General features: G+C 72.2%; 11 protein-coding genes. 6 read left to right on the forward strand and 5 right to left on the reverse strand.

Features of this window, described 5'->3' with window-relative positions; translation table 11 throughout:
• Positions 1-4: 4 nt before the first annotated feature.
• Positions 5-1,234: a cation:proton antiporter gene (locus FHU33_RS12375; protein WP_142025628.1), complete on the reverse strand. Its 1,230-nt coding sequence runs from the start codon at positions 1,232-1,234 to the stop codon at positions 5-7.
• Positions 1,235-1,370: 136 nt separating this feature from the next.
• Here FHU33_RS12375 and FHU33_RS12380 point away from each other — a divergent pair, with 136 nt between their 5' ends.
• A complete protein-coding gene (locus FHU33_RS12380; RefSeq protein ID WP_142025629.1) occupies positions 1,371-2,954 on the forward strand; it encodes a phosphatase PAP2 family protein in 1,584 nt (527 codons plus the stop codon).
• The gene (locus tag FHU33_RS12385; RefSeq protein WP_142025630.1) at positions 2,951-3,832 is read left to right on the forward strand and encodes an alpha/beta fold hydrolase; all 882 of its coding nucleotides are present in this window, start codon (positions 2,951-2,953) and stop codon (positions 3,830-3,832) included. The genes FHU33_RS12380 and FHU33_RS12385 overlap by 4 nt, the downstream gene beginning before the upstream one ends.
• Before the next feature lie 25 nt (positions 3,833-3,857).
• On the opposite strand, the gene FHU33_RS12390 is transcribed toward FHU33_RS12385, so the two are convergent.
• The gene (locus FHU33_RS12390; protein ID WP_142025631.1) at positions 3,858-5,432 is read right to left on the reverse strand and encodes a molybdopterin-dependent oxidoreductase; all 1,575 of its coding nucleotides are present in this window, start codon (positions 5,430-5,432) and stop codon (positions 3,858-3,860) included.
• Positions 5,433-5,624: 192 nt separating this feature from the next.
• Positions 5,625-6,842, reverse strand: coding sequence for a phospholipase D-like domain-containing protein (locus FHU33_RS12395; protein WP_142025632.1), 1,218 nt, complete (start codon positions 6,840-6,842; stop codon positions 5,625-5,627).
• A 777-nt stretch (positions 6,843-7,619) separates the two neighbouring features.
• Between FHU33_RS12395 and FHU33_RS12405 the strand changes: the two genes are divergently transcribed.
• From FHU33_RS12405 to FHU33_RS12420, 4 genes are read left to right on the forward strand one after another with little or no spacing between them, the layout of a single operon-like run.
• Complete coding sequence (locus FHU33_RS12405) at positions 7,620-8,690, forward strand: M20 family metallo-hydrolase (protein WP_211355107.1); 1,071 nt, start codon at positions 7,620-7,622, stop codon at positions 8,688-8,690.
• Positions 8,691-8,701: 11 nt separating this feature from the next.
• Complete coding sequence (locus FHU33_RS12410) at positions 8,702-9,928, forward strand: amidohydrolase (RefSeq protein WP_142027130.1); 1,227 nt, start codon at positions 8,702-8,704, stop codon at positions 9,926-9,928.
• A complete protein-coding gene (locus FHU33_RS12415) occupies positions 9,925-11,082 on the forward strand; it encodes a pyridoxal-phosphate dependent enzyme (RefSeq protein ID WP_142025633.1) in 1,158 nt (385 codons plus the stop codon). Before FHU33_RS12410 ends, FHU33_RS12415 begins: the two co-directional genes overlap by 4 nt.
• 26 nt (positions 11,083-11,108) lie before the next feature.
• Complete coding sequence (locus tag FHU33_RS12420) at positions 11,109-11,675, forward strand: peroxidase-related enzyme (protein ID WP_211355108.1); 567 nt, start codon at positions 11,109-11,111, stop codon at positions 11,673-11,675.
• Between the two features lie 524 nt (positions 11,676-12,199).
• Here the strand turns inward: FHU33_RS12420 and FHU33_RS12430 are convergent.
• Both FHU33_RS12430 and FHU33_RS12435 read right to left on the reverse strand, forming a co-directional pair.
• Positions 12,200-13,663, reverse strand: coding sequence for an NADH-quinone oxidoreductase subunit N (locus FHU33_RS12430; RefSeq protein WP_142027132.1), 1,464 nt, complete (start codon positions 13,661-13,663; stop codon positions 12,200-12,202).
• 5 nt (positions 13,664-13,668) lie between these two features.
• Positions 13,669-15,267, reverse strand: a complete 1,599-nt coding sequence (locus FHU33_RS12435) for a complex I subunit 4 family protein (RefSeq protein WP_211355110.1) — start codon at positions 15,265-15,267, stop codon at positions 13,669-13,671.

The raw sequence follows: 15,267 nt of genomic DNA on the forward strand, positions 1-15,267 counted from the left end.
CCGGTCATGGATGCGGCGGCTCGCGGTGCGACCCACTGCCCGGCACGATCGTCTCGCCTCCGGCGCGCTGCTGCCGTGCCTCGGCGCGCGCGAAGGCGTGGGCGATCGGCACGTCGGTCGACGAGTGCGCCAGGATCGAGGCGACGATGACCAGCGCCACGAGATGGAACATCGCATCGGCCCCCGGCACACCGGCGTCGAGGATCAACAGGCCGTAGACCACCGAGGCGAACCCCTTCGGCCCGAACCATGCGGCGGCGGCGCGCTCCGGCCGGGGCAGCCCGCTGCCGAGCAGGGAGATCCCGATCGCGACCGGCCGCGCCAGCAGCAGGGCCAGCACGGCGAACACGTAGCCGGTCACGGGGATCTCCCCCAGGAACGCCGGCGAGATCAGCGCACCGAAGACGAGGATCGCGGCCAGTTTCAGCAGCTCGGTGACCAGCTCCCCGAACTCGGCGAAGGACTCCTCGACGTCCCGGGCGAAGCTGGCGATGGTGATGCCTGCGGTGAACGCGGCGAGGAACAGGTTGGCGTGGGTCAGGTTCGCGGCGCCCAGCACCATGAGTCCGATGGAGAGGCCGCTCAGCGACGCGTACAGCGGCGTGGACGAGGTGAAGCGGCTGCGGAGCAGCAGCACCGCCACCGCCGGGACGGCGAATCCCAGGGCGATGCCCAGCGCCAGCTCGGTGGCCAGCGCGGAGTAGGAGACCCCGTCGCGGGAGAGCACCGAGATGAGGACCAGGACCACGGGCAGCGCCAGCCCGTCGTTGACCCCGCTCTCCACGTTGAGCAGTGACCGCAGCCGGCCCGGCACCTCCGGTCGCCCGACGATGGCCGAGGCGAAGACCGGGTCGGTGGGGGCGAGCACCGCCCCCACGAGCATCGCCTCCGTCCACGACAGCCCGGCGACGACGTAGGCGAGGACCGCGGTGACCGCGAAGGTCAGGGGCATGCCGAGGACGAGCGCCCGCCCCGGCAGCCGCCACGCGGACCGGAGATCGGAGAAGCCGACCCGCATCCCGTCCGTGTACAGCACCGAGAACAGGGCCAGTTCGGCGAGCCCCACGACGATCTCGTCGTCGGGACCGAGCGCCAGCACGCCCGTCACGCCGTCCCCCAGCACGAAACCGGCCACCAGGAACAGCACGGCGGTGGACAGGATGGTGCGGTGGGCGAGGCCGGAGATCAGGACCGCGACGAAGAGCAGGACGGCGAAGACGAGCAGCAACTCCACCGGGGGCTCCTACCCCCACGTCGACCCACCGGCCTCATGACAGTTTGCCGACGGGACGAACGGCGCCGGCGTTGTCACACGATCGTCGGGGTCGCCCACCGTTGGCCACCGACGACGACGGGTACGCCAGCTACCCATGAACCGGCTCCCACCCCACGCCTCAGCACCGCCCCCGGAGCAGGAACGCACCGCCGGGATGGGCCGCTTCGGCTCGCGGGCGGCCCTGGGGCTCGTGGCGCTCCTGGTGGGCGCCGTCCCCTTCCTCCTCCTGATGCTCCTCGTCCAGGCGAACTGGTCGCCGCTGGCCTCGCTGGACGGTGAGGTCGGCGCGGAGCTCAACGCGGTCGTGAGCGGGAACCCCACGCTGGTCGGGGTGCTGCGAGGCGTCACCGATCTCGGCGGCAACGGGGCCGCCATCCTCGTCTTCACGCTGACGACCGTCTTCCTGCTCATCCGGGGCCGGCGCCGGCTCGCCGCCTTCGCGGTGGCCACGGGCGTGGGACTGGCCGTCCTCGTCCCGGTGACCAAGGCGCTCATCGGGCGGGCGCGGCCGGTGGTCGAGTCCCCGGTCAGCGACATCCCCTCCAACGCCAGCTTCCCCAGCGGGCACGCCATGGTCTCGGTGGTCACCTTCGGCATGCTCGCCCTGCTGGTGCTGCCCGCCGTCCGTCGCCGGGCGCGGCCGTGGGTCGTCGTCGCCGCCGTCCTCGTCGCCCTGGTGGTGGGCTTCACCCGGCTGGCGCTCGGCGTGCACTTCGTCTCCGACGTCCTCGCCGGATGGTTCCTCGGGGCCGGCCTGCTGGCGGTGACCACGGCGGCGTTCCGCGTGTGGCAGCACCACCTCGGGCACCGGACGGCCGAGCCCCTGGACCCGCTGGAGGTCGAGGCACGGGACGCGCCCCACCTCGCCCTCCCCGGGCGGCGCGTCCTTCCGGACGGGCGGCGCACCGTGCTGGCCCTCCTCGGGTGGGCGACCGCCATCGCCGTCACCCTCATCGTCCTCGGCCTGCTGGTCACCGGCGCGCTCACCGACACCGTCGTGGGCAGGTTCGACCGGGCCGTCGTGCGCACCTTCCTGGAGTGGCGCGGTGAGACGCTGACCGACGTCGCCACGCTGGTCGGCACGCTGTCGGGGACGCGGATGGTGATCGCGGTGTCGCTGACCCTCGCGGTGGTGGCTCTCGCGGTCACGGCCAGCTGGCGGCCGGTCGTCTTCGTCCTCGTCAGCGTGCTCGGCGAGGTCGGGCTGTACGTCGTCGTCTCGCGGCTGGTCGACCGCGTTCGGCCGACGGTGCTCGACCTGACGTCCGGGCTGCCCACCGGGGCGAGCTGGCCGTCAGGGCACTCCGCGGCCGCGGTGGCGATCTACGGGGCGCTGGCCGCCCTGGTGATCGCCTGCGCCCGCGGCCGTCGGCGCCGGCTGGTGCTGGTCGTCCCGGTGCTGATCGCGCCGGCGGTGAGCCTGTCGCGGATCTACACGGCCGCCCACTACCCCACGGACGTGCTGGCCGGGATGCTGCTCGGCACTGCCTGGGTCCTCGTGTGCGCCCACTACCTCCTCCCGGGGTCGCCGAGCAGGTGCGCTACCCGGCGCGCGCCGGGGCCGGCCGGGAGGACGCCGTGCCCCGATCGACCGGGCAGCCGGTCCCGCGGCGCACGGCAGCTCGGACACGGGTCCGGCAGAGTGCCGATTCGGGCCGCGGGTAGCCCTCCCGCATGACCGACGTGACCTCCTTCGACGGCACCCGCCTGGCGCTCAGCTCCTGGGGACCGCCCGACGCTCCCCCGCTGCTGCTCGTGCACGGGCTCGGGCTGTCCACCGAGTCCTGGGGGGCGGTGCCGGAGCGGCTCGCCGACCGCTACCGGGTGACCGCCTACGACCTGCGCGGTCACGCCCAGAGCGGCGACGCGAGATCCGGTGGCTACACCATGACGGCCCACGCCAGAGACCTCGGCGCGGTGCTCGACGAGGTGGTGCCGGACGGCGCTCGGGTCGTCGTGGTGGGGCACAGCCTCGGCGGCGGCATCCTCCTCACACATCTGGACGCCGAGGCCGACGACCGGATCGCAGGTGCGGTGCTCGTGGGTTCGGGCGCGTCGGGTGTCACCGCGCCGGGGTTGCCGGCCCGGAACCTGCCGCGCTGGGCCCGGCTGCGGCTCCGTTCGGGCTGGTGGACGCTCCTGCGCTCGGCCGTCCGGATCGGCCGGCGGATCAAGAGCGTCCAGCCGGTGTCCGACCGGCTGATCCGCCGGGCCGCGTTCGCCCCGGGGGAGCCTCAGGAACTGGTGGCCCGTGTGCGGGACAGCTTCTTCGGCAGCCGTCCCCTGGCACTCGCCGGTACGACGATGGCCAGCCTCAGCCACGACGGCGTCCAGCTGGCACCGGCGATGCGCGTCCCCACGCTGGTGGTGCACGGCAGTCGCGACCCCGAGGTCCCCGGTGAGGAGGTCGAGGAACTCATGTCCGTGCTGCCGGACGGCGAGCTGTTCACCATCCCGGACGCCGGTCACATGCTGCCGCTGACCCATCCCGACGTCGTCGTCGCGCAGGTGCGCCGATGGATGGACCGGCTCACCACGGGCACCGGTCGACCGTGATGGCCGGCCGGTCGGCCGGTCGCGCTCAGGCCTGGACCTCGACCTCGATGATCGGGTAGCCGGAGGCGCCGTCCGGTGCAACCGGTGTCCGCTCGTCGGTCTGGACCTCTCCGCGTCCGTCGGTGGCCCGCGCCCGGATCACGTGCCGCCCAGCCGTGGCGTCCCAGGGCAGGTACCACTGCCGCCAGCAGTCGACGTCGAGCCGCTCGGCCAGCTCGGCCGCCCGCCACGGGCCGTCGTCGACGCGCACCTCGACCCCCTCGATCCCGCGCGTCGGCGCCCAGGCAACGCCCGCGATCGGCTGCCGCCCGGCCGCCACGGTCGCTCCGGGCCGGGGGACGTCGATCCGGGACTGCGTCTTGATCGGCCCCTCCTTGGCCCAGCCGCGGGGGATCCAGTAGCCGTCGACGTCCCAGTCCGTGAGCTCGATGGCCGCGAGCCACTTGGTCGCCGAGACGTACCCGTACAGCCCCGGCACCACCAGACGAGCGGGAAACCCGTGCTCGGCCGGCAGCGGCTCGCCGTTCATCGCGACGGCGACCATCGCCTCCTCCAGATCCAGGGCGGTGATCGTCGGGAACCCGGCGGTGAAGCCGTCCACCGACCGGCCGAGGAGCTGGGTCGCGCCCTCCTGCACGCCCGCCCGATCCAGGAGGGCGCGCAGCGGCACGCCCTGCCAGCGGGCGTTGCCGACCAGGTCCCCGCCGACCTCGTTGGACACGCAGGCCAGCGTGATGTCGGCTTCGATCTGCGGCAGCTCCATGAGCTCGGCGTAGGTGAGGGTGAACGGCTCGTCCACCATGCCGCGTACCTGCAGCTGCCAACTCTCGGTGTCGACGATCGGGACCCGCAGCGCCGTGTCGATCCGGTAGAAGTCCTCGTTCGGGGTGAACAGCGGGGTGAGGCCGGGGATCTCGAGGTCCGCCCCCGGTGGAACGGGCTCGGCGCGGCGCACCGGGACGGGCAGCCGGATGGATGCGATCAGCTCACCCAGCCGCTCGCGCCCGGAGAGCAGGAAGCCACCGACACCGGCCAGGACGGCCAGCGCGGTGGTTCCACCTGCCACGGTGAGAAAACGTCTGCGGCCGGCGTCCACCGTGCCCGCCCGCTCGGCGACGCCCTCTGCGCGGGCTACCGGAATGGCCTCGCTCGCAGCCCGTCCCGGGAGGCGCCCCGTCCGGGCCACGCCCATCAGCAGGAACAGCACGCCGATGCCCGTCGCCGCCCCGAGGACGCCGACGAGCACCGTGAGCAGGACCGCGCCGCGAGGATCGGCCTGCGCCGCAGCGATCCCGAGCCCGGCGAACAGTGCGATGCCCGCGGCGGCCAGCACCTGCCGCCGCCGGGCCAGGATGCCGAGGCCGGCGGCGATCAGGGTCGAGACGACCAGGATCCCGGCGAGCAGCACCGGCTTGTCGGCCCGGCCGAGGGTCGCGATCGCCCAGCGCTCCAACCACCCGGGCACGCTGTCGATGACGACGTCCCCGACGGCGATGATCAGCGACGGGGCACGCTGGAGCACTCCGGCGACCAGCTCGGCCACCCCGAGGGCGGCCGCCACCGACGCGATCCCGGCCAGCGCGGCGGTGCCACGGCTCACCGGTCGCGCCTGGACCGCGCGGTCAGCCGACACTTCGGATCTCTGCGTCACACGGGTGGCGATGTCCGGCAGAACCGGCCGGGACACGAGCCGTCGCGATTCGACTCGGGATCGTCATGCGGCGCCTGGCGGCCTCCCCCTCGGTCCGGCGACGGTGGACGTGAGCAGAGCGCTGCACTGGCGGCCGGTGACTCAGGGGCGCCGGTCGGCCAGCCCGATGGATCCCCAGCCACGGATCGGGCGGCCGACCACGTCCGAAGCGAGCTCCAGCGCGCGACGCCGTATCCCGCGCGACCGCCACTCCTCCGGCAGGACGCGTCGGCTGAGGCTCAGGTCCTCGTCGAAGTGCCCGTCCAGCACCGCCAGGACCGCCCGGTCCTCGATCACCAGGGCCACCTGTTCGTTGAGGGCCAACGAGCGGACGTCGAAGTTCGTCGTGCCCACCATGGCCACGGCGCCGTCGACGGTGATCGCCTTGGTGTGGAACAGCGAAGGCTGGTAGCGCCAGATCTCCACGTCTGCGTCGAGGAGGGGCTGGAAGTCCACCTCCCCCTGCAACTGCACCCCGGGCCGCTCGACGTGCGGCCCGGAGACGAGCAGCTGCACCTGCACTCCACGTGCGGTTGTGGCCTGCACGAGGTTCAGGAGCCACCGGGGCAGGCGCGCGTACGGTGTCGCGATCCGCACCCGCCGGCGGGCGGTGTGGAGGAGTGCCGCGATGGCGATCGCCGCCTCGCTCCAGCCGGGCTGCGACGGCGGCCGGAGTACCTGGACCGCGACGTCGCCCACCGGTGCCAGCGGCGGAAAGCTGTCGCGGTCGGACAACAGCGGACCCGGGAGGCGGACCTGCGCCTGCATCCACGCGGACACGAAGGCCGAGCGCAGTCCGGCGACCGCGGGGCCCTGCACGCGATAGGAGGTGTCCCGCCAGTCCTGCGGCCGGCGTCCGTCCCCGTCCCAGTTCGGATCGATACCGGTTCCTCCGGTGAACGCCACGGTCTCGTCGCACAGGAGCACACGGCGGTGCGAGCGCATGTTCCACACCGTGGGTCGCCAGCTGGGCACCTGCCGGTAGTAGAAGGTCAGGCAGCCGGCGTCCCGCAGCTGTCGGAGTTGCGCGGGCTCCATGTCCTTGGACCCGAAGCCGTCCAGCAGAACGCGCACCCGGACCCCGTGACGGGCACGCTCGGCGAGAGCTTCGGTCACCTGCCGGCTGACCCCACCGCCGGCCCAGGCGAACCAGAGCATGTCGATCGTCCGGCGGGCTCCTGCGATGGCCTCCAGGAGCGCGGGGAAGGTCTCGTCGCCGTTCTTGAGGACGTCGACACGGTTACCCTCGGTGAACGGCGTCCCGACCACCGCCTCGAGCACCGGGCGGGCCGAGATCGCGGCCGTGCGCTGATCAGTCATCGCCTATCCAGCGGCCCACGGAGGGTCATCGCTGCGCTCCTCTCAACGCAGGGCTTCGGGGCCCGCGTCCATCCGGTGGGGAGCCGACCCGCAGCCACGCGGTATCCGCTCCTCGGCGACGGTCCGTGATCCGCTGCCCGCCGGGCCGGACCCGAAACGCCCGACGGGACCCATGACACGCACATGACATCGGCATTCGAGTGGCGAGGAAACCTGAGGGCCTCGACCTGGAGAACTGCTCGACATCATCGAGGCCGAGCTGCGAGACGCCGCGGATCGCGTGCAGTGGGCGATGAACCACTGCTGGCTCAGATCGGGATCGGGACAACTGCTGGGAGACCGTCGGACGGGCTGTAGGACAACGCCTGCGGGACAGCACCCAGCGTGCCGCGGTGCGCGAGCTCGCGCAGGAGCCGGAGTCTCCGCAGGTCCAGCACGTGGCCCACCACCTCGTCGTGCACATCATTCGATGAGGCCGAACGGTGATCGTCGAGGACATTCGCTGGACGGATGGATCGCTGGGCCCGACTGTGGTCGGGAACATGACGACCGTGCCGAAGGAGACACCGTGACCCGTCCTCTGCTGCGGATCAACCGCGAACGGCTGTGGGCGAACCTCATGCAGCTCAAGGACATCGGGGGCTACGACGACGCCTCGACGGGCCTGCGCGGGGTCCGGCGGCTGGCCCTCACCGACGAGGACGCCGAGGCCCGCCGGCTGGTCGTGTCGTGGATGCGCGAGGCGGGCCTCCGCGTGCGGGTGGACCGGATGGCAACGTGTACGCCGAGCGCGCCGGGGAGGACCCGTCGCTGCCCTGCGTCCTCATGGGCAGCCACATCGACACCGTCGCCACCGGCGGCGCGTTCGACGGCACGCTCGGCGTGCTGGGCGGCATCGAGGTCATGCGCGCCCTCGACGAGGCGGGCATCCGCACCCGGCGCTCGATCGAGGTCGGCTTCTTCACCGAGGAGGAGGGAGTGCGATTCGGCACCGACATGCTCGGCTCGGCGGTCACGGCCGGGCGACTCCCCCTCGAGTACGCGCACAACCTCACCGACGCCGACGGTGCCAGGGTCGAGGACGAGCTCGTCCGGATCGGCTTCGACGGGGACACGCCGGAGATCCGGCCGGTCCCCCACGCCTACATCGAGTGCCACATCGAGCAGGGCCCGATCCTGGCCAACGCGGGCGTGGACGTCGGGATCGTCACCGGCGTCCAGGCGATCTCCTGGCAGCGTCTCACCATCAATGGGGCCGCCGCGCACGCCGGCACCACGCCGATCGAGGCGCGCCAGGACGCCGGCCTCGCCGCGGCCGAGGTCGTCGTCGAGATCCGGCGGATGTGCGACAGCGGACGGTTCGGCCGGCTGCGTGGCACCGTCGGCAACCTCGCCGTGCAGCCCGCGCAGACCAACGTCATCCCGTCCGAGGCCGTCCTCACCGTCGACCTGCGCAATCCCGATGACGACCTCATGACCGCCGCCGAGAAGCATCTCGCCGCGTTCGTCGACGACCTGCAGCGGCGCCACGGGGCCACCGCCACGTGGGAGCGGATGGCGAAGACGGGCATGGTGCCGTTCTCCGAGACGATCCAGGACGTCATCGCGGCCAGCGCCGAGCGGCTCGGCCTGCCCTACGTGATGGCGATGTCCGGCGCCGGCCACGACGCCCAGGAGATCGCCGCCACCTGCCCCACCGCGATGGTCTTCGTCGCCGGCGAGCACGGCGGGATCAGCCACACGCCCCGCGAGTACTCCCGACCCGACGCGTGCGGAAACGGCATCGACGTCCTCGCCAATGCCATCCTCGCCCTCGCCGAACCCGTCGACACCGATCCCGCCGCATGAGCCCCACCCCCATGAGTCAGGACCTCGCCGCACGAGTGCGCCGCTGGCGCCACGACCTGCACCAGATCCCCGAGACCGGTCTGCAGGAGCACCGCACCGGCGACTACCTGGCCACCGAGCTGGAGGCCATGGGCGTCGAGGTCACCCGCGGCATCGGCGGGACCGGCCTGGTCGCCACCCTCCGCCGCGACGAGGCGGGCACCACCGGCCGGCCTGCGATCGCCCTGTGCGCCGACATGGACGGGCTCCCGCTTGCCGAGCGCGGCGACCGCCCGTACCGGTCGCGGCACGACGGCGTCATGCATGCCTGCGGCCACGACGGCCACATGGCCATGGTCCTCGGCGCCGGGCACGTCCTGGCCGCCGAGGGCGGCTTCACCGGTGCCGTCCACCTGGTGTTCCAGCCCGCCGAGGAGCACGGGCTCGGAGCCGAGGCGATGATCGCCGACGGGCTGTTCGACCGGTTCCCCGTCGAGGCCATCTTCGGGTTGCACAACATGCCCGGTCATCCCGCGGGCCGGATCAGCACCCGCGCGGGCGCCCTGATGGCCGGCGAGGACAACTTCGAGATCCTCGTCACCGGCCGCGGCGGGCACGCCGCCCGGCCACAGATGGTCATCGACCCCATCGTCGTCGCCGCCCAGATCGTGCTGGCGCTGCAGACCGCCGTGTCCCGCAACCTCGACCCCGCCGACCCCGCCGTCGTCTCGTGCACCGAGATCACCACCGACGGCGCACGCAACGCCATCCCCGGGGAGGTCGTCATCCGGGGCGACACCCGCAGCTTCACACCCGGCGTGCGTGCCGTCCTCGAGCAGCGCATCCGCGAGATCTCCGCGGGCATCAGCGCCGCGCACGGAGCCAGCTGCGCGGTCACCTACACCCATGAGTTCGAACCCACCGTCAACGAGCCGGCCGCCACCGTCCTGGCCCTCACCGCCGCCGCACTCACCGTTCCCGACGATCAGGTCGATCCCGACACCGCACCGTGGACGGCAAGCGAGGACTTCGGCGCCTTCCTCCGCGAGGTCCCCGGCTGCTTCGCCCTCCTCGGCACCGGCGAGGCCGGCGCCGCCGGCGGCACCCCGCTGCACAGCCCGGACTACGACTTCAACGACGACGTCCTCGAGACCGGTGTCGCGTACTTCGTCAACCTCGTCCGCACCGCCCTGCCCACCGGCGGCCCGACCGGTACGCCCGTCCGTCCAGAGCCGCCCGCCCCCCAGGGACCCCGATGACGACCTCCGAGCCCATGTCCGCGTCGAGCGACGACCCCGGAGACGGGACGTGGTTCCTCAACCCCGGCCGCTACCCGGCCTGGACATGCCCGGCCCCGCCCCCCGACGTCCGGGACTTCCACCGCACACTGCCGGGCTACGCACCGACCGGCCTGGCCGACCTGCCTGCCCTCGCCCGGGAGTTGGGAGTGGCCCACGTCGTCGCGAAGGACGAGTCCAACCGCCTCGGATTGCCGGCGTTCAAGGGGCTGGGCGCGTCCTGGGCCATCCACCGCGCGTTGAGCGGCCGCACCGGAAGCGGCGCGGGTGAGCACGTCACGATCGTCACCGCGACCGACGGCAACCACGGCCGCGCCGTCGCCCGGTTCGCACGACTGTTCGGCCACCGCGCGGACGTCTTCGTGCCCGACGGCGTGCACCCGGCGGCGGTGCAGGCCATCCATGACGAAGGCGCCCAGGTCAGCCAGCTCGCCGGGACCTACGACGAAGCCGTGCACGCGGCGGCCACCCACGCGGCCCAGCACGACGACCGTCTGCTCGTGCAGGACACCGCCTGGGACGGCTACGAGGACGTCCCCAACTGGATCGTCGACGGGTACTCCACCCTCTTCGCCGAGATCGACGACCAGCTCCGGGCCCGCGAACTGACCCGGCCCGACCTCGTCGTCGTCCCCACCGGTGTCGGCTCCCTCCTGCAGGCGGCCCTGGCCCACTACCGCAGCAACCCGGACCTGCTCGCCACGTCGGTCGTCTCGGCCGAACCCGTCCACGCGGCCTGCGTCCTCGCCAGCGTCACCGCCGGCCGGCCGGTCGCCGTGGGCACCGGACCGACCGCCATGGCCGGCCTCAACTGCGGCACCGTATCCACGCTCGCCTGGCCGTACATCGCCCCGGGTCTCGACGCCTGCGTCACCGTCACCGACGCCCAGGCGGCCCGGGCCGCCCGGGACCTGCAAGCCCTCGGCGTCCCGACCGGCCCCTGCGGGGCCGCACCGCTGGCCGCGGTGCGGACGCTCAACGCCGTCGCAGGGCAGGGACGCAGCAGCTCCCCCGGGAGGTCGCTCGACCTCTCCCCCACCGCCACGGTCGTCCTGCTCGTCACCGAGGGCACCGCAGCCAATCCGGGACTCCTCCCCACCGGGAGCGCCGAATGATCCCGTACCGAGAAGGAAGACATGCGATGTCGCGCGTGATGTGGTTCTTCACCCCTCCGGAGGAGTCATCCCTGCCGGAGCGCCTGCAGGGCTTGTTCCAGAAGGCGCGCGAATCAGTGGGCTTCGTCCCCAACGTCTTTCGCGCATACAGCTACCGACCAGAGCGGTTGTCAGCGTGGTTCGGCCACTTCAAGCAGCTGCACGTGTCCACGGAGCATCTCGACGAAGCCGACCGGGAGATGATCGCGGTCGTCGTCAGCGCCTGGAACCGGTGCTCCTATTGCATCGTCGCCCATGGGCACGCTCTCCGCGTCGCTCTGGACGATCAGGTGCAGGCCGACCTGATCGCGATCAACTGGCGCCATGCGGGCCTCGACCAACGCCGCACCGCCATCTGCGAGTTCGCCGAGAAGCTCACCGCGACCCCTCACGAGATGGCCGAAAGAGATCTGCACAGGTTGCGCGACGTCGGGCTGACCGACGAAGAGGTGTGGGACGTCGCGGAGATCGCATCGATGTACAACTTCACCAACCGCATGGCGCTTGCCCTCGACCAACGACCGAACGAGGAGTACCACCGGCTCGACCGCTGAGATCGCGGTCCGGGCGTGTGATCGCCTTCGCCGAGCATGGCTCTGCAGCGAGGCGCTGCCCATCACCCACGTCTCCCACGATGGCGCCCGCCACGCCATGGACGCGCTCGCCGACCGAGAGCCCGTCCGGTGCCGGCAACTGCCGCTCTTCCGCTCGCTCGCAGACGCGGCGGCGGCGTTGGACGACCCCCGTCAGCTTTCCGGCACGCTCGCTCACTCGGTCGGCGGCCTTCTTGTGCTCGTCGTGGTCCCCTCGGACGCGATGGACTCCGAGTTACTCGAGATCCCGGCGTGGGGAGTCGACGCTCGCCTCGTGGAGGGAACCTCCCGGGTCACCGTCGCATCGACAGGCCCGCTTGCCGAGCATGACGTCAGATCTGCCATCGAGCAGGCGGGCTACCGCCTCGTTCGAGCCGGGTCCCGGAACCGCGCCCGCGCCTCACGCGCACGCCACGCAGCTCACCGCCCCGGTCGGCGAGCCGTGCTCCGCAACGGACCGCGGACCGGGGCGAGCGCACCGCAGCTCATGTTCCGCTCGTCGCCACACCTACCCACATGCCAGCCCCCAGCCCCAAGAGCAGCGAGACCACGGCGGCCATATGAAGGATGATCACAGGATGGCGTTGGAGCCTCTGTGCCGTGCCGGCAGCGGTACGCGGACCGCTGCCGGGCGCTCCCTCCCCCGCCGAGGGTGCGGCAGGTATCCCGGCGAACGCCGGGGCGATCCACCGCAGGTAGTAGAAGAGGCTGGCGACGGTGTTGATCGCCGCGACGACGACCAGCCAGATCAGATCCCCGTCCCACGCCGCAACGAAGACGGCCAGCTTGCCGATGAAGACCGCGGTCGGTGGCGTCCCGACCAGGCCCAGGAGGCACACGGCGAGGCTCACCACCAGCCAGCGGTGGCGCCCGACCGCAGTGGCCCAGTCGGTGATCGTGCGCGCTGCGGGGGTGGCCGCAACGGCGGCGAACGCGCCGATGTTGGTCACGGCGTAGCCGGCCAGATAGACCGCCAGGGCCGGGACGGCGAGGTCGGTGCGGGCTGCTACGGCGACGACCATGAACAGGTAGCCCACCTGGCTGACCGTCGAGTAGGCCAGCAGCCGCAGGACGTCGGTCTGGCTGAAGGCGGCCAGGTTGCCCAGGGTCATGCTGACCGCGGCGATGACGGCGACCAGTAAGGGCACGTCGAGCGGGACGCCGGCGAAAAGCTCCGCGAGCAGCCGGAACGCGGCGGCGACCGCGCCGATCTTGGGAATCGTGGTGATGTAGGCGGCCATCGGCGGGGTGGTGCCGGCCGTGACGTCGGGAACCCAGAAGTGCACCGGGACCGCACCGGCCTTGAAGGCGACCCCGGCGAGCACGCCGAGGACGCCCACCGCGAGCAGCGCCGGCGATGCCTCCGGGAGCAGCGCGGCGAGGTCGAGGTAGCCGGTCGTGCCGGCGGCGAGCACCAGGGCGGCGACGCCGACGAGCATCAGCACGCCCACGAAGGCACCCATGAGGTAGTACTTCATCGTCGCCTCGACACCGGCGGAGTCCTTGGCGAAGCCGGCCAGCGCATACAGCGGGACGCTGGCCAGCAGGTAGCCGGCGACCAACAGCAGCAGGTCGCCGCTAGCGGCCAGCGCGATGCTGCCGAGCCCACCGAGCAGCATGAGGACGTAGGCCTCGGTCTCCCGCGGATGTCCGGCCAGCGAGGCCGACGCCAACCAGACCAGGACAGCCACACCGAGAGCGACCACGATCCGGACGACGCCGGTGGTGGTGTCGACGACCCAGGTGCCCTCGAACACCCGCTCCGCCGGCTCGAACAGCGCGACAGCAGCGGCGATCGCACTGGCCAGGCACGCTGCGGTGACCAGGAGCCGGACCCGCCACTGCCGGTGCTGCGGCGTCCAGAGGCCCAGCAGCAGGCCGCCGACGGCGCCGAGAAGCAGGAGCAGTTCGGGAAGCAGGGCGAGCACCCGCTCGCCGCCCCCCGACATGCCGGTCACCGGCCCACCAACTCCACCACCGCCATGGCGGCCGGCTCCAGCACGTCCAGCAGAACCCGCGGAACCAACCCGAGAATCACGGCGAGTACCAGCAGCGGGACGACCGAGGCCACCTCGTGGCCGCGCAGGTCCTGCATCCGGGTCGCCGTCCGCGGCCGGATGGCGGTCGCCGTCGTGCCGTCCGGCCGGTCCAGATCCGGGCCCTCCTCCGTCGTGTCGGGGTCTGCCTCGGATGGGACGGCGGTGTCGCCGGCGAGCAGCCGCTGCAGCGCCAGCAGAAACAGCCCGGCGGTCACGAGGATGCCGATGACGGCGATCACCGTGGCCACCGGCGCCGCCTGCAGCGCGCCGGTGAACACCTGGAACTCGGCGATGAACCCGGAGAACCCGGGCAGCCCCAGGGAGCCGAACGCGGCGACCGCGAAGCAGGCGGCGAACACCGGCGCGGGACGAGCCAGACCGCCCCAGCGGTCGAAGGCGTAGGTGTGTCCGCGGGACCACAGGACGCCGCTGAGCAGGAAGAGCGCGCCGGTGAGCAGGCCGTGGCTGACCATCTGGTACATCGCCCCGACCGTGGCCACGATCCGCGCCTCCTCGTCGGCGGAGGCGACCAGGCCGGCCGCGCCCAGGCCGAGCAGCACGTAGCCCATGTGGTTGACCGACGTGTAGGCGATCATCCGCTTGACGTCGGTCTGGGCCAGCGCCACGAAGGCGCCCCACAGCACGCTGATCACCCCGACGACGACGGCCACCATGGCCCACCGCTGCCAGGCATCGGGGAGGATCGGCATGGCGATCCGCACGAACCCGTAGGTGCCGAGCTTCAACAGGATCCCGGCCAGCACAGCCGACCCGGCGGCCGGGGCGTCGGTGTGCGCGTCGGGCAGCCAGGTGTGGAACGGGAACAGCGGCGTCTTCACCGCCAGCCCCAGGCCGATCGCCAGCAGGACCAGGCCGCCGGCGACCGGTGAGTCCGCGAGCGGCGGGTTCGCGGCCAGCGCCACCATGTCGAAGGTGCGCTCCTCACTGCCGAGGAACAGCCCGATGAAGCCCACGAGCAGTGCCAGCGACCCGATGAAGGTGTAGAGGAAGAACTTCAGCGCGCTGCGCCGGGCGTTGCCGTGCCCCCAGCCGGCGATGACGAAGTACATCCCCACGATCGACAGGTCGAAGAAGACGAAGAACAGGATCAGGTCGAGCGAGGCGAACGTGCCCAGGCAGGCGGTTTGGAGGAAGAGGAACAGCGCGGCGTAGGTGTGCGGCCGGTCCGGCTCACGCAGTGAGTAGATGGCGCAGGCCAGGAACAGCACCCCGGTCAGGGCCAGCAGCGGCAGCGAGAGCCCGTCGACGCCGACGTGGTAGCCCGCATCGACGGTCGGGATCCACTGCAGATTCACCTCGTACGCCAGGCCGTCGACGACTCCCGAGGCGCCCTCGCCGGGCTCGAAGCGCCACGACATCCAGCCGACCAGCGCCAGGTCGACGGCGGAGGCAGCCACCCACACCCCGATCGCCGCGCGACTGGGGATCCTCGGGACTGCCAGCAGCACACCAGCAGCCAGCAACGGCAGGAAGATCACGACGGTCAGCAGCAC

The organism is Blastococcus colisei (genome assembly GCF_006717095.1).
Lineage (GTDB): Bacteria > Actinomycetota > Actinomycetes > Mycobacteriales > Geodermatophilaceae > Blastococcus_B > Blastococcus_B colisei.